Here is a 16,510-nt window from a genome sequence, read left to right as displayed (position 1 = left end):
CCCCCCTTGCCACGACGCCCATTGCCGCGGTTCGCAGTGCCGAACTGGCTGCCGCGCCGGCATCGGCCACGTCGTCGTCGTCAGCGGAGGGAGTGGCGGTGATCGGCTGGTCGTGCCGGTTCCCGGGTGCAGCCGACATCGACGCCTTCTGGCAACTGCTCTGCCAAGGCCAATCGGGCGTGGGGCCGATGACCGAAGATCGCGCCCGGGCAATCCCGCGCACGGAATTGATCGCAAATGCCCCACTTGCCATGGGTGGCTATCTCGGCGAAGTGGACCAATTCGATCCGGCATTCTTCAAAATCTCGCCGCACGAAGCCCGACTCATGGACCCGCAACAGCGGCTGTTCCTCGAAGTGGCCTGGGAGACGATCGAGACGGCTGGATACCGTCCCGAGCAGCTTGCGGCCACGCGTTGTGGCGTGTTCGTGGGCGTCAACGCGAACGAATACGGAACATTGCTGTCGCTATCGGGTGAGAGCGACGCTCATTTGCAATCGGGCAATGCGGTGTCGCTGGTGGCCACGCGGGTTTCGTACCTGCTCGATTTGCAAGGACCGAGCCTGACGGTGGACACGGCGTGCAGCTCGTCGCTGGTGGCGCTGCATCTGGCCTGCCAGAGCCTGTTGACCGGCGATTGCCGCACGGCACTGGTAGGCGGCGTAAATCTGATGCTCAATCCGCTCGGCACCGAGATGGTCGAGCGCTTCGGCATGCTGGCGGCCGACGGCCGGGTGAAGGCGTTCGACGACCGGGCGGACGGTTTCGTGCGAGGCGAAGGCGTGGGCGCCATTTTGCTCAAGCCGTTGGCCAATGCCCTGGCCGACCGCGATCCGATTCTCGCGGTCATCCGCTCGACGGCGGTCAACAACGACGGTCATGCTAAGGCCGGGCTGGCGGCGCCGAATCCCAAATCGCAGCAGGCTGTGATTTGCGATGCGTATCGAAAGGCCGGCGTGAAACCCCGTCAAATCGGACTGCTCGAAGCGCACGGCACTGGTACGGCGCTCGGCGATCCGATCGAGGTGGACGCACTGCGGCAGGCGTTTGCCGAGCAACCGGGCGGGCGGGCGTTTTGCGCTCTCGGCTCGGCCAAGACCAATATCGGCCACCTGGAATCGGCGGCCGGAATGGCCGGACTCATCAAGGCACTGCTGGCCGTGCGCCACGGCCTGCTGCCGCCGACGCTGCACGTCGACTCGCCCAACCGCCATATCGCGTTCGAAGCGAGCCCGTTCTATATCAACGATCGACTTCGTCCGTGGCCGACCACGCACGAGCCGCGCCGCGCGGGGGTGAGCGCCTTTGGCTTCGGCGGCACGAATGTCCATGTGGTCGTCGAACAGGCGACTGAAGATCGGACCTCGGTGTCTGGCCAGGGGGGGCCCCACGATGACCTTTCCGCTGACGCAGAACCGTCGGTTGCTCACGTGCTGACATTGTCGGCTCGCTCTGACACCGCGCTACGGCACCTGGCCGAACGCTATCTCCAGCGATTGTCCGGCGATGAAGCTTGGACGCTCGGGGACGTGTGCCTGACCTCGAATCTGGGCCGCGTCATGCACAATCGCCGGCTGGCGATCGTCGCCCGCTATCGCGATCAACTGCTTGACAAACTGCGCGTCTGCTCGCTGTCGCCGCGCTGGGACGACCTGGCCGGTTCGCTGATCTTCGTGAGCCCGACCGCAGTCGCGCCATCTAGCCAGGCACCCATCGCGAACCAACAGAGCGCAACGACCGGTATTGCGTTGCTGCAGGGCGAGGCCCGTGTGACGGCGCTCGCCGCACTGGCCGAACAATGGGCGCAAGGACGCGAAATCGACTGGGCGGCGGTCCAGCGTGATCCGCCGTATCAGCGGGTCGAGCTGCCGACGTATCCGTTTGAACGTCAGCGGTATTGGCTGCGCGAACGGACGAACGATGCCGAGCCCCAAGCACGTCAACGTGACACCGTACGTGGCACGGTTGCTCCTGCGCACGGTGCTACGGCGACCCAACGTCCGTCGCCTGCAGAAGCACCCATCCAACCTGCGACCGAGGTGCCTGTTGAACCTGCCCGATTGGAAAACTGGCTGTTTCAACCCGCCTGGGTGCGCGAAGATCGTGCCGCAACGCCTTTGGTGCAGGGCGGCGCGGAACTCACGGGAAAATGGCTGGTCTTCGTCGATGACCTGGGCGTGGGCACGGAAATCGCACGGCGCTTGCGCGGCAGCGGCGCACAAGTGATCGAGATTCGGCGCGGCGCGGTCTTTCGGCGCGTGTCGGACGGGGAGCTCGAGCTGAACCCGGACGCGATCGACGGTTATCGCGCGTTGTGGCGCGCCGCGGGGAAACATGTGGCCGGCGTCGTTCACTTGTGGTGTCTGAACGCCGAAGGCGGCGACGTGGGATCGATGTTCGAGCTTTCGGCGCGATTGTCCGACGGCGTTCGCAGCTTGCATCTGCTCTGGAAGACCTGGTCGGCGCGCCGCCTGGCGCGGCTGATGGTTGTGACCGATCGATCGCAGCAGGCGCGCGATGAAGATCGAGTCGCCTACCCGGAGCAGGCAGCCGCGTTTGGGCTGATCGGATCGTTGGCCCAGGAAGAGCCAAGCTGCCGCCTGGCCGCGATTGATCTGGACCTGGCACACGACTCGGTCGAACAGGCCGGCGCCGTGATCTTGAGCGAATTGGCGGCGCAAGGCACGCAGGCCTCGCCGATCCAGGTCGCATATCATGGCGATGCGCGCTGGGTAGCCGGTTGGCGTCCCTTGGATTTTGCCGCCTGGTCGCGCCGGCCCCACGCATTGCGCCAGGGTGGCGTCTATCTGATCACCGGTGGACTGGGAGGCATTGGCCTGGAGTTGGCCCGCTGGCTGCACACGCATTACCGCGCCAAGGTCGTGTTGCTGGGCCGTACGAAATTGCCGGCCCGCAAGAGCTGGGAGGCATCCCTGCGGCGTCGCTCGCCGCACGACGTCGTGGCCCGGCGCTTGCGCGAATTGCTGGCGCTCGAAGCCGACGGTGCAGAAGTCTGGCCGGTCGCCGGCGACGTGGCCGACATCGAAGAGATGACCGACCTGGTCGCGCGCGTAAAGGAACGCTACGGTGCCTTGCATGGCATCTTGCATGCGGCCGGCACGACGCGCGACGGCTTGCTCGCCACGTTATCGGCGAAAGATATCGAAGAGGTTTTGCGGGGCAAGATTCAAGGCGCATGGGCACTCGATCAGGCGACCCGGCACGAGCAGCTCGACTGGATGGTGTTGTTCTCTTCGGTGGCTTCGTGGTGGGGAGGACCCGGCCAGGCGCCCTATGCGGCTGCCAACCGCTGCCTCGATGCGTTTGCCGTGTGGCGCACGGGGGCAGGTCGACCCACGATGAGCATCAATTGGGGGCTGTGGGGCGAAACCGGCATGGCGGTGCCACACGTCGAACGCGTGCGGCGCAGCGGCACGCTCGAACCGATGCGCACCGGCGATGCGCTCGCGGCGTTCCAGCGGGCGTTACAGCTCGATTGTCCGCAAGTGGTCATTGCCGCTCTGGGACCACAGGGCAAGCACCTCTTGAGCGCTGCGCCGCAAGCGGTCGAGCCTGCCGGTGGGCAGGCGGCGCCGCTCCCGCCCCGACCATCGCTCGCCTCGCCCGACGAGGTCGAGCGCCATCTTGCAGAACGCTTGGCGCGGTTGCTCGAGGTCGCACAAGCTGCGCTCGATCGACAACAAAGCTTCGCCGATTTGGGGCTCGATTCGATCCTGGTCGTCCAGTTGACTCGCGAACTCGAGACGTTGGTTGGCCACGCCCTGCCGTTCAACACCCTCCAGCAGTATCCGAATCTCGAGACGCTGTCCGAGTTCTTGTATCGCGAACTCACCGGACCGGCGCACGCCCGTTAGGGGGACGCGGCCTGCTCGGGAATCGCGGTTGTCGCTGGGCCGTGGCCCGGGCTTGAATTCTGCCCGCAGAACCAGTCGGCCAGCACGCGCCCGAGCGCCGCGCAACCGGCCTCGTTCAGATGGTAATCGTCGTAGAACAACGCCTCTTGGCCGGAGAGCGCCAAAGCCGCGTCGCACGCTTGGATGCGTTGCTGCTGAGCGACCTCGAGCGTCGCTTCGTTGTAGCGCTCGAAGGCGTCGGCCAGCGGTACCGCGTCGAGAAAACTCCACGGGCGCCGCATCGGCACCACGCGCGCGAGGTTGAGGCGTTGCTGTGCAGCGGGGGTGAGATAGTCGGTCCAAAGCGTTGGTTGGGTAACGAGCACCAGCCGCAGTTTGCGCCTGCGGGCCACCTCGCAGATCTCCTCCAGGCGTTGGCGATAGGCGTCCAGCTCGGCATCCAGCCGCAAGCCGCCGGCGGGTTCGGCGATGTCGCCGCCCAGTCGCAACCGGTCGAGTTTTTCCCCGGTGCGGTCGACAACAAACCCCGCTTCGCTACGGTTCCAGGCCGCTTTGACCACCTGCAGAATCCGGCTGCGCGCCCAGAGCGGTCCAAGGTGGGTGCCCGTGTCCATTTGCCGCAGCTGGCGCACGAAATCGTTGATGCCCACCAGCAAGACGACGGCATCCATCTCGGCGACCAGCGGGCTCTCGGCGAGAAATCGCAAATGCTGAGCCGTTGCATACTCGCTCACCGCCGCGGCCCCGACCCAAACCGGGCATTCGCTGCACCGCTGCAACTGCCCGGCGAGTTGTGCGGTCCAGCACTCGTCGTCGTCCAGGTAGTAGCATTCCGTCGTGCTGCCACCCACGCAGAGGACGCGCATTGCCTGATCGCGCGGCGGCAGTTCAGGACCACGCACGCCTTGCGCGTTGATCGTGCTGTACGCCTCGCCGCTGACGTGATACAGCGTGAAGGGGTCGGGATCGAACACATACGTCGTCCCTGGCGGCCGCAGATGAAACGGCGGCCCGGGAGCAAACGCCGCGAGCAGCGCTTCGGCCAGCAGCACGCCGGCCAGCGTAGCAGTGCTGAGCGACAAGAGCCGCCAGGACGCGCGGCGCAGCGCCCTGCGCACCGGTCCGACGAGCAAGGCGCACAGAAACGATGCCGTGGCGGCGATCAGGGCCGCGCCGCAGGCCGCGAACATCAACGACCCATAGTTGCCCCGCGCCGCGGGGGGCCAGCCTTGCACGCTGGCCGCCAGCGTGTCGACCAGCGCCACCGCCGGCAGCAGCACGAGGCCGGCGTAAGCTGCCGCGAGATGGCCACGTTGGCTGGTTGCGGTGCCGTTCACGCCCATGCAGTCTCTAGGCGATCAAATCGTGGACGACGTTGCCGTACACGTCGGTCAGACGGAAATCGCGCCCGCCATACCGATAGGTTAGTTGCGTGTGATCGATGCCCATGAGCTGCAAAATCGTCGCGTGGAGATCGTGCACGTGCACAGGGTTCTCCACGGCGTAATAGCCGTACTCGTCGGTCGCGCCATAGATCGTCCCACCACGCACGGCTCCGCCAGCCAGCCACATCGTGAACCCATAGGGATTGTGGTCGCGGCCGTGCTGGCCGTCGGGCATCTCCTGGGCAGTGGGCGTCCGGCCGAATTCTCCGCCCCAGACCAGCAGCGTCTCGTCCCACAGCCCACGGGCAACGAGATCGGTGATCAGCCCGGCGATCGGACGATCGACCGCCAGGGCATTGTCGCGATGATAGGCGGCCAGCTTGTTGTGCTGGTCCCAGTGGTTGTGATCGGGCAGCGGCGGCGGCAGGACCTGTACGAAACGCACCCCGCGTTCGACCAACCGCCGGGCCAGCAGGCATTGCCGCCCGAACACCTCGCTGTGCGGCTGGTCGATGCCATAGTTGCGCAGCATGGCGGGCGTCTCGTCGGAGATGTTGACGAGCGCCGGCACGGCCGATTGCATCTGGAACGCCATTTCGTACTGCGCAATCAGGCCTTCCAACTCGGGATAGTTGGCTCCTCCTGACTGGTGATGCCGGTTCCACTGCGTCATCAAGTCGAGCTTGCGGCGCTGCAGGTCGGGACGCGGCTCCTGCGGCCGGATATCGGCCACCGGATAGTCGCCGCGACGGAACAGCGTCCCCTGCGTCGACAGCGGCAAGAAGCCCTGGCTGAAACATTCGAGCCCACCGAGCGGCAACTGCCCGGCATCGAGCACGACATAGCCCGGCAGGTCCTGACATTCGGTGCCCAGCCCGTAGGTGATCCACGAGCCCATGCTCGGTCGCCCCTGCAGCGGCCAGCCCGTGTGCATCTGGTAATTGGCCGCCGTGTGTTCCGAATGATCGGCGACCATCGAGCGGACCAGCGCCAAGCGATCGATGTGTTGCGCCGTCTCGCGGAATAGTTCGCTCACCCAGGTACCGTTTTCGCCATATTGCGAGAACTTGAACGGCGAGGCCAGCACTTTGTTCCCGATACGGAACTGCGTCTGCGGCGTGCTCATCTTGATCGGTTGGCCGTTTTCGCGATCCAAGCGCGGCTTGCGATCGAAGGTGTCGATTTGCGAGGGACCGCCGTCCATGTACAGGCAGATCACGTGGCGGGCTGGCTTGCGCGGACCCGTGGAGACCACCTGCGGCAGCCGCTGGCCGGGGGCGCGCGGCGTATCGGCCGGTGCCCGCGAGGCTGACTCGCCGCCGCTCCGTTGGCACGACGAAAGCAGCCCTGCCAAGGCGAGGCCGCCAAATCCGCCCGCGGCGCGCAGCAGCCACTCGCGCCGCGAGGGGCGCTCGCTTCCCGGCGGTTGCATCCCGGCCGGTTCGCAGTTAGGGCATGAGGGCGGCTGCATTGTGGCGGTCGATTCCGGATTGCCGGCGAGGGAGCGATCAGGGGGAATACAGGAATTCTTGCAGGTTGAAGATCACATGGCACAGGTCGTGCCAAGCGTCGCCCGGGGCATCGCTCTGCGCGTTCAACTGCCGATACGCCTCGGCTTGCTCGCGCAGGAACACCTCGGCGGCCGCGCGTTCGTCGTCATCCGGCAGCCGCGAAAGAGCCTGACGATAGGCCAACTCGATGCGCGCGCTCGTAGCCGGAGCGGCCGCGCGCAGCGCGCCGGCCCAAACTCCGGCCTGATGCGTCACAAAGTCGTTGTTCAGCATCGACAGGGCCATCGCCGGCAGGACCGAAGTGCGCCGCAGCCCTACGCAATTGTCAGGCTTGGGGAAATCGAATGCCGACAGCAGGATGTCGGCATAATTGCGCCGCACTTGCAGATACAGGCTGCGGCGCCCCTCGCCGTCTAGCGGGCCCGACTCGCCCGGCGAATCGCGGTAGTCGATGTACTTCACATACGCCGGGAAATAGATCGGCACGGGCCGCCCGTACAAACTGCGATCGAGGTTGCCCGCGACGGCCAACAGCGCGTCGCGGACGCACTCGGCCTCGAGCCGCCGCTGGGGTACGTGATGCCACAGCCGATTTGCCGGGTCGCTCTGCGCGGCCTGAGCCGACATGGCGCTGCCTTGTTGATAGGTCGCCGATAGCGCGATGCGGCGATGCAGCCGCTTGAGCGACCAGCCTTCGCGGACGAACTCGCGTGCCAGGTAATCGAGCAAGTCGGGATGTGTCGGTCGTTCACCCAAGGCGCCGAAATTGTCGGGTGTGCGCACCAGGCCTTGCCCGAAGTGATGCAGCCAGACGCGATTGACCATCACCCGGGCCGTCAAGGGGTTGTCGGGCGCCGTCATCCATGCGGCCCATTCGCGCCGCCCGCTGCCCGAAAGCTCCGGGTGCGGCGAAGCGTGGTGCAGCGCGGTCAGCAGTCCTCGAGGGACCAGTTCGCCCAGCTTCTGGGGACTGCCGGATATCTGCACGCGCATGTCGCGCGGATGCACGTCGCAAGCGACGCGGGCCAGGGTGGATTCGGGGAATTGCGCGACGATGGCGTCGCGTTGGCTGTACAGCTCCGCGAGCCGCTCGGTGATTGCCGCGGATCCGGCCGGCACATCGGCGCTGGTGACCGCGAACGGTGAGTCTGCAGCGCAGATCCAGCGGCGCAACTCGTCGGCAGCCGCAGGCTCGATGGCTTGGGGTGGTGGCGGCAGCGGCGCGCGTGCCTCCGCGGCGGCCTCGGCATACCGTTGCCAGCTTGCCTGCCAGGCATCCAGCGCTTCAGCGAACGCCGTTTGGTACCGCTCCGCAAGCTCGTCCAGCGAATTCAACCGGCCGGCCCGCAGCAGTTCGACGAGCCGCGCGTTCGGATTCGGCTCCGGTGCTCGCGGCTCTTCATCGGAAAAGAAAATCTGGTCGACCAGCACATGGCTGCCGGGCGTCGTTTCCGTATCGACAAGCTCAAACTGCAACTCCCGCCCCAGCAAATTGGGAACACGGATCGACACCAGCCGCAATTGATCGGTGCCATCGCCGGTGGCACTCAGGTCCGGCAAGGCCTGGCCGAAGACGAGCGTGTTCAGGCACACGCGCTGAGGCGCATTCGTTCCCGCGATCAGGAAATTGATCCAAGGCTTGTTGAGCACCACGGGCGGGCTCAGCCATCGCCCGGTCAACACATCGCCGACACCGCCGCGGCTATCGGCGTATCCGCTCCCCGCGACGCCGCGCACGTCGGCTGGTACGGCCTGCGCGGGGCCGGACGCGAAAGCTGGCCCGGTGGCCGTCCAGCCATGAGCAGCGCCCTGTTCAAAGTCTTCGACAATCGCTTCGCCGTTGCGATGCCCGTAGCCTGGCACGTGGACCTGCGCCAGTCGTTCGCCTAACTGCGCGGCGCGTCGAGCGAACCAGCGTCCCTCCTGGTCCATCAGCCGCGTCCAAATGTAAAAGACCGGATCTTTGGTTTGCTTGAGCGCTGGCAGCCGTTCGCACCAGATGGCCAGTCGCCGCGCGTCGAGCCCCGCCTGTTGCGCCGCCGACTCCACGTCCCGCTTGGCGGGCGGCGCGCCGGCGCCGAGTAGTCGAGTCGCGGTCAGCAGATAGTCCTTCAACTGGCCGACGAGTTCGCGTCGCGTTGCGCCGCGCAATTGTTCTTCGATCGCCTCGATTTCGCTCTGGCATGCGGCCAGCGCCTGCCGTTGGGTTTCGATGGCCGCGAGCTGTTTCGGCGAATCGACGGAACGATGGACCCGGGCGGTGCTGTAGATCATCCCCGCCTGGGCGTAATAGTCGGCCGTCGGAATCGGATCGAACTTATGGTCGTGGCAGCGGGCGCACCCGACGGTCAGGCCCAGAAACGCCTTGCCACCGACGTCCAGTTGCCGATCGACGATGTTGGCCACGGCCAGCGCCTCGTCGACGGGCACGTTCTGCACGTCGCCCAGAAAAAACCAGCCCGTCGCCACGAGCGAGGCCAACCGCTTGCCATCCGAACTCAACCGCAGCGGCAAGAGGTCACCGGCCAGGTGCTCGCGCACGAAGGCGTCGTACGGCAAATCTTCGTTGAACGCCTCGATCAAGTAATCGCGATAGCGATACATGTCGGGCTTGGGAGTATCGAACTCATGACCGTCGGTCTCGGCATAGCCGACCACGTCGAGCCAGTGCCGCGCCCAGCGCTCGCCGTAGTGCGGACTCGCCAGCAGACGGTCGACCACCTTGGCGAGGGCGTCGGGCGAAGTGTCACCCATGAACGCGTCCAGTTCCTCGGGAGTCGGCGGCAGCCCGATCAGGTCGAAAGTCACGCGCCGCAACCAGGCCGGCTTGTCGAGCGGCGCAGCGGGCGCGAGCCCCGCGGCTTCGAGCCGCGCCAGGATGAACCGATCGAGGTCATCGCGGGGCCACGAGCGGTCTTGCACGTCGGGAGGCGCCGGGTTGCCCACCGCTTGAAACGCCCAGTCGGCCGGCAGTTCACCCGCGGCCGTGGCGCCGGTACTCGTCGGCCAGACAACGCCGTCGGCGATCCATTGCGCGAGCGTGGCCACTTCGGCGTCGCTCAGCTTGCCGCCGGGGGGCATCCGCAGATCGGTGTTCTGGTCGTGCCGCACGGCCTCAATCAACAGGCTCTGCTCGGACTGCCCTGGAACGACTGCCGGCCCCCGGTCGCCCCCCTCGAGCAGTCGCTCGCGCGAAGAAAAGGCCAGCCCACCCTTGGGCTCCTGAACGTTGGGACCATGGCACTTGCCGCACCGCGCCACCAACAGGGGGCGGACCTGGGTCTCGAAAAACGCGTCGGCGGCCGCATCGGTCTGCGGCTCGGCCCCCCAGGCCGCGTCGGACCATGGCAACGCCAACACGCCGAGCACGACTGCCCAGACGCTCGCGCTTGGCGGCTTTCGCAGCACAGGCCATCCCCCGACAACTCGCCAGGTACAATCAAAAAGCGACCCGGCTGGTGTGAAACTCTATTCTACCACCGCCGCCCGGGCAGGATAGAAACGGCCGCCGGCCATCGACTTGTGAAATTTGCTTTGCCGTACCTTGCACCCAAGATGTCGCTCCCCCCTACGGTGATCGATCGATTGCGCGGCCGCAGCGCCCTGGTGCTGGGAAGCACGGGCTTTGTCGGCCGCTGGGCAGCAATGGCCGCTGCCGAGGCCGGGATGCGGCCGCTGCTCGTGGGTCGGGACGAGGCCCGACTGGGTGCCCTGGCCGCGGCGCTGCCCGTCGCGTCGGACGTGATTCTGAGCGATCTGGCTACCCCGGGAGCGGTACGCGAACTGCTGCGAAATCGCCAACCCGAGGTGATTTTCAATCTTGCCGGATATGGGGTTTATCCGTTCGAGCAGGATGAGCCGCGGCTCCGCCGGATCAACACCGAGTTGGTGAGCGAGTTGGTCGAGTTCCAACGTGCCCAGGCCGGTCTTGCGCCGGCGGTGCTCGTTCACGCCGGGAGTGCCTTCGAGTATGGCAATGTCGGCGGCAACCTGAGCGAAAGCGGGCCGGCAGAACCCACCAGTGCCTATGGCCGCACCAAGCTCGCCGCCACGCGGTATCTCGAAGCGCAGGCCGCGACGGGGCTGCCGATCGTGGTGGCGCGGTTGTTTACCGTCTACGGGCCCGGCGAACGCGAAGGCAGGCTGCTCAACACGCTCATCCGGGCCGCCGCCACGGCGGACGATATCCCGCTCACGGCCGGCACCCAACGTCGAGATTTTTGCTACGTGGGCGATGTGGCCGAGGGGTTGTTACGGCTCGCGGCCGCAGTCAATCTACGACCCGCGCAAGAGGCCACGGTGAATCTCGCCACAGGCGAGCTGCTGAGCGTACGCGAGTTCGCCGAACATGCCGCCAGCGTGCTGGGGATCGATCCGGCGCGGTTGAAATTCGGCGCGCTGGCCGGGCGAGCGGGCGAGATGGAGCACGATCCCGTGAGCCTGGAGCGGCTGCATTTGCGCACTGGTTGGGTGCCCGCGACGACTCCTGCCGAGGGCGTCCGACGCACCGCGTCGGCCGCACAATCGTTGCTGGCGTTGTAATCGGAACGGTCCCTCGGCGCTGCGCTGTCGAAGCGCGTTTGCGGCTGCTAACATCGGCTATCGAGCGATCGATTCGTTCACTCGACCTGCGACGGCGACTCATGCAAACCATCATCTTGGCCGGCGGCCGCGGCACGCGGCTGGCGGAAGAGACGGCCACACGGCCCAAGCCGATGGTCGAGATCGGCGGCAAGCCCATCCTGTGGCACCTGCTGCACATCTACGCCGCGCACGGCTTTCGCGACTTTCTCGTGGCCTGCGGCTACCAGGGCGAGGTGATTAAGGAGTACTTTCACAACGCCCACGTGCATCATCATGATTTCTTCGTCGATCTGAAGTCCGGTGCCGTCGAAACCATCGACGCCGGCAAGCTGGATTGGCGCGTCGGCGTCTTCGATACCGGCATCGAGACCATGACCGGCGGCCGCATCCAGCGGCTTCGCCGCTGGGTCGGCAACGAGACTTTCATGGCCACGTACGGCGATGGGCTGAGCAACGTCAACATACGCGAGTTGGTTGCGTTTCATCGGTCCCATGGCCGTGTCGCCACGGTCACTGCCGTCCGGCCCCCCGCGCGGTTTGGGGCCCTCGTGCTGTCCGGCCAGCAGGTCCGCGAGTTTGCCGAGAAGCCGCAGGCCGGCGAAGGCTGGATCAACGGCGGGTTCTTCGTTTTCGAGCCGGAGCTGTTCGACTACCTAGATGGCGACGGGTGTATCCTGGAGCGAGAGCCGCTCGAACAACTCGCCGCACGCGGCCAGTTGATGGCGTTTTGTCATCCGGGGTTCTGGCAGCCGATGGACACCCTGCGCGATAAACGCCAGCTCGAGTCGCTCTGGAATTCCGGTCACGCCCCCTGGATGACGGCCACGGATTCATGAACCAGCCCGCTTGGAAGTATCGACCCGTGCTCGTCACCGGGGCGACCGGACTGCTGGGTGCCGCGCTCGTGCGCGAGCTGCTCGCCCGGGGCGCCGCGGTCGTCGCCCTGGTGCGCGATTCGGTCGGGGTGAGCCCCTTCTTCTCCGAAGGCATCTACCGCTCGACCGTCGTCGTTCCGGGCGAGTTGGAAGATTTTCCAAAGCTGCTGCGGACGGTCAACGAGCACGAAATCCATACCGTCTTTCACTTGGGCGCCCAAACCATCGTGGGCACCGCCAACCGTTCGCCGCTGTCGACCTTCGAGGCCAACATCCGCGGCACCTGGAATCTGCTCGAGGCCTGCCGGCTGTGCCCGCAACTCGTCAAGCGCATCGTGCTGGCCTCGAGCGACAAGGCCTACGGCGAGCACCCGCAGCTTCCCTACGACGAATCGTTTCCGCTCGCTGGTCGATACCCGTACGACGCTTCGAAGGCCTGCGCGGAACAAATCGCGCGCAGCTATTTCCAGACCTACCGGTTGCCGATTGCGATCACACGTTGCGGCAATTTGTTCGGACCCGGCGACTTGAACTTCAGCAGGTTGGTACCGGGCACCATTCGCTCCTTGTTGGCTGGCGAGCGTCCGGTGATTCGCAGCGACGGCACGTTCGTGCGCGATTACTTCTATGTCCGCGACGCAGCGACGGCGTATCTCGATCTGGCCGACGCCCTGCAGGACGAGGCCAATTACGGCGAGGCGTTCAACTTCGGTACCGAAACCCCACTTTCGGTTGTCGAGATGGTCAAGTTGATGGCGGCACTGCTCGGGCGTTCCGACTTGGAGCCAGTGATTCAAAACCAGGCCACCGCCGAGATCCCGCGGCAGTATCTGAGCTGTGCCAAGGCCCGCGCAAGGCTCGGATGGGCTTCGCGCTGGACGCTCGAAGCAGGCCTGCGCGAAACGATCGCCTGGTACCGCGAGTTCTTGTCCTAGACCCCAAAAAAGGGCTCGGGACTTCCTGGATTTTCGTTGGCGTGAATCGTCGTCAACGGCTACCTTGGAAGGCACTCGTTGATCGGCTTCCCCCGGCAAGGGGGCTCGGGCTTGGCGGCCTGCGCAATCCGCGCTTGCGTTTCGTTGCCGAGTCGCGCCCAAACGGATCCAAGGGCGCGTCGCCAGCACACTTTGGGGGACACCGGGATGCGCTTTATGCGATGGGGCCAGCTCAGCAGAATCCGTCAAGGGATTCTTGCCAACAAACGACGCACGAGATCGCTCGATGTCGCGCTCGGCTGGGAGCGGCGCGCCGAACGGCTCGAAGTCCGGCAGATGCTCGACGGCGAGATTCACGGGACCGTCTGGCACGATCTCGACAGCGACGGAGTGCTCGAAGGAAGCGAGCCCAGGGTCGCGAACTGGACGGTCTATCTCGATCTCAACCAGAACGGCGTGCCCGAGTTCGGCGAGCCGAGCCAGTTGACCGACGTCAACGGCGATTACGCGTTCACCGGTCTTGCGCCGGGCAACTACCACGTCACCCAGGTGATGCAATTGGGGTGGAGCCTGACTTCGCCGCTGCCCGGGCCGCAGCTCACTTACCTGGCCAATTACAAGGACAACGTCGGCAGTATCAACGGTCTCAACGGCGCCGAAGAAATCATCACCAGCCCCGACGGCAAGAATATCTACGTCGTCTCGATTCTCGAGAACGCGCTGGTCTGGTTCGATCGTGACCCCGTTTCGGGGCTGCTGACGTATCGCAATGCGCTCATCGACGGCATCGCCGGAGTCGACGGTCTCCGCGCCGCGCACTGGGTGACGATGAGCAGCGACGGCAAGTGGATCTATACCGCGGCCCGTGGCGACGATGCGATCGGCCTGTTCAGCCGCAACACGACCACCGGGGCGATCAGCTATGTCACAACGTTCCAGGACGGCGTGAACGGCGTCGACGGTCTCGATGGCGTCGGCGTGATCGAGCTTTCGCCGGATGAGAATTTCCTCTACTCGGCCGGTCGATTTGAAGACGCCGTCTCGGTGTTCAGCCGCAATCCTGTCACCGGGCTGCTCACCTTCCAGGCCGTCTATCGCGACGGCGTCGACGGGGTCGACGGCCTCGATGAGGCCCGGGCCATCACCTTGTCCGAGGACGGCAATCACGTCTACGTGGCCGCGCTGGTCGATAGCTCGGTGACACTGTTTACCCGCAATCAGTCGACCGGCCTGCTGACCTACGAGCAGACCTGGTTCGACGGCGTCGGCGGCGTCGACGGCCTCGACAACGCCATCTCGGTCAAGATCAGCCCCGACGGAAATCATGTCTACGCGCTGGGTACGGTCGACGACGCCATTGCGCATTTCACGCGCAATCCGACCACGGGCATGTTGACCTATGTCGCGTCCTATTTCGATGGTGTCGGCGGCAATAACGGCCTCGACGGGGCCATCGCCCAGACGTTCAGCGACGATGGGCGGCACTATTACGTGGCCGGGTTCAACGATAATACGCTCACGGCATTCAACCGCGACGTCAACACCGGTGCCCTGACGTTGGCAACCGCTTACACCGACGGAGCCGGCGGGATCGACGGTTTGGGCGGCGTGCATGCCGTGGTGCTCTCGCCCGACGAAAAGTTCCTCTACGTCGGCAGCTTCAACGACGACGCGGTGGCCGTGTTTCGCCGCGAGAAGCCGGTGCATATCGTGACGATCGTCGGCAACGAGGTCGTGACCGGCAAGGATTTCGGCGTGCGGAACCCGAGCCTGAGCAACGGGGCTCCGGTGTTGGACCCGATCGGCAACCAGGTGGTCAACGAAGCCGCGCTCCTGACCTTTACAGCCTCGGCCTCGGACCCCGATCTCGATTCGCTCGTCTACAGCCTCGGCCCCGGGGCGCCGGCTGGCGCTTCGATCGATCCGGACACCGGCGTCTTTACCTGGACCCCCGGCGATAACTTCGTCGGCCCGGTCTCGATCACGATCATCGTTACCGACAACGGCGTTCCGGCGATGAACGATTCCGAGACGATCCAGGTCACCGTCAATAACGTCGCCCCCACGGCCGACGCCGGCGTCCCCTACGCGATCGACGAAGGTACGGGCCTGGCTCTCCTGGGCAGCGGCAGCGATCCGGCCGGCGTGAACGACCCGCTGTTGTTTAGCTGGGACCTCAATGGCGACCTGGTTTTTGGCGATGCCACGGGTGTGGCACCCTCGCTCACCTGGGCACAGTTGCTGTCGCTGGGCATCGACGACGGCGTCTACACAGTTCGCTTGCGCGTCGACGACGGCGACGGTGGGATCACGACCTCTGCGCCGACGACGCTCACGATCAACAACCTGCCGCCCACCTTGGCGGACGCCGGTGGCCCCTACGTGATCAACGAAGGCGACGGCCTATCGCTGGCCGGCTTCGGGAGCGATCCGGTCGATACGCTTAGTTTCAGTTGGGATCTGAACGGCGACCTGGTGTTTGGCGACGCGACCGGCGCGAATCCCACGTTGAGTCCGGCCCAATTGGCGGCGCTGGGCCTGTCCGATGGCCCCGGCGTCTTTGCGGTTCGACTGCGCGTCGACGACGGCGATGGCGGCGTGGTCGACTCGGCTCCCACGACGCTGACAATCGACAATCTTGCGCCCACCGCGGCGATCGCCGCCGCGTTTGCCACGCAGTTCCGCGGCGAGTCGGTCACTTACACGCTCACGGCGACCGATCCGGCGTCGGCCGACCAGGCCGGCGCGTTCACCTGGGACATCGACTGGGACAACAACGGCGTCTGGGATCAGTCGGTCAGCGGTCCGGTCGGCACGACCGTCACGCACAGCTATCCGACCACCGGCACCAAGACTATCGCCGTCCGCGCGACCGACGACGACGGCGGCACCGGCGGCAGCTCGACCACGAACGTCACCGTCAACAAGCAAGTCGCTCGCTTCAACGGCTCGACCACGGATTTGCTGTGGGGCGGCACGCCGGGGTTCGACGGCGTGTTCTTCATCGGCGCCGGCACGTCGATCACCGTCTTCACGCAGTTCGAAAACTCGGTGTTGAACTACTCGAACGTCCTCATGTCGGGCATCAACGGCCGGATCAAGGCCTACGGCTACGACAGCCTCGACGTGCTCGACGCGGAGTTCATCGGCCAGCGGATCGTCGAGCTCTACGGCGGCAACGGCGACGACGCTCTTTACGGCGGCAACCGCGGCGACTCGCTCTACGGCGGCCAGGGCAACGACCTGCTCGTCGGCGGCACGCAAGGCACCGACCAGGGCGACCGGCTGTTCGGCGAAGACGGCCTCGACGTGCTGTTCGGCTACAAGGGGGCCGACACGCTCGAC

8 protein-coding genes are annotated in these 16,510 nt (G+C 65.7%); 5 read left to right on the top strand and 3 right to left on the bottom strand.

Annotation, left to right across the window (positions count from 1 at the left end):
* Positions 1-98: 98 nt before the first annotated feature.
* Positions 99-3,875 (top strand): SDR family NAD(P)-dependent oxidoreductase, encoded by a 3,777-nt coding sequence (locus tag K1X74_22640; protein MBX7169151.1) that lies wholly within the window; start codon positions 99-101, stop codon positions 3,873-3,875.
* On the opposite strand, the gene K1X74_22635 is transcribed toward K1X74_22640, so the two are convergent.
* The 3 genes from K1X74_22635 to K1X74_22625 form a co-directional block, all read right to left on the bottom strand.
* Positions 3,872-5,212, bottom strand: a complete 1,341-nt coding sequence (locus K1X74_22635; protein MBX7169150.1) for an SGNH/GDSL hydrolase family protein — start codon at positions 5,210-5,212, stop codon at positions 3,872-3,874. The genes K1X74_22640 and K1X74_22635 overlap by 4 nt on opposite strands.
* A 13-nt stretch (positions 5,213-5,225) precedes the next feature.
* Positions 5,226-6,692: a DUF1501 domain-containing protein gene (locus K1X74_22630; protein ID MBX7169149.1), complete on the bottom strand. Its 1,467-nt coding sequence runs from the start codon at positions 6,690-6,692 to the stop codon at positions 5,226-5,228.
* Between the two features lie 76 nt (positions 6,693-6,768).
* A complete protein-coding gene (locus K1X74_22625; GenBank protein MBX7169148.1) occupies positions 6,769-10,179 on the bottom strand; it encodes a PSD1 and planctomycete cytochrome C domain-containing protein in 3,411 nt (1,136 codons plus the stop codon).
* A gap of 147 nt (positions 10,180-10,326) precedes the next feature.
* On the opposite strand from K1X74_22625, the gene K1X74_22620 reads away from it, so the two are divergent.
* The 4 genes from K1X74_22620 to K1X74_22605 all read left to right on the top strand — a co-directional run.
* Positions 10,327-11,313 carry an NAD-dependent epimerase/dehydratase gene (locus K1X74_22620; protein MBX7169147.1) on the top strand — a complete coding sequence of 329 codons (987 nt, stop codon included), beginning with the start codon at positions 10,327-10,329 and terminating at the stop codon, positions 11,311-11,313.
* A 101-nt stretch (positions 11,314-11,414) separates the two neighbouring features.
* Positions 11,415-12,191: a glucose-1-phosphate cytidylyltransferase gene (gene rfbF, locus K1X74_22615; GenBank protein MBX7169146.1), complete on the top strand. Its 777-nt coding sequence runs from the start codon at positions 11,415-11,417 to the stop codon at positions 12,189-12,191.
* Positions 12,188-13,165: a GDP-mannose 4,6-dehydratase gene (locus tag K1X74_22610; protein MBX7169145.1), complete on the top strand. Its 978-nt coding sequence runs from the start codon at positions 12,188-12,190 to the stop codon at positions 13,163-13,165. The genes rfbF and K1X74_22610 overlap by 4 nt, the downstream gene beginning before the upstream one ends.
* 216 nt (positions 13,166-13,381) lie before the next feature.
* Positions 13,382-16,510 (top strand): beta-propeller fold lactonase family protein (locus K1X74_22605; GenBank protein MBX7169144.1); only part of this gene is annotated, 3,129 nt, incomplete at its 3' end.

It is taken from the genome of Pirellulales bacterium, from assembly GCA_019694435.1.
In the GTDB taxonomy this organism is placed as follows: Bacteria; Planctomycetota; Planctomycetia; order Pirellulales; family JAEUIK01; genus JAIBBZ01.
The sequence above is the reverse complement of the archived record's forward strand: the minus strand, read 5'-3'. Positions and strand labels throughout refer to the sequence as shown.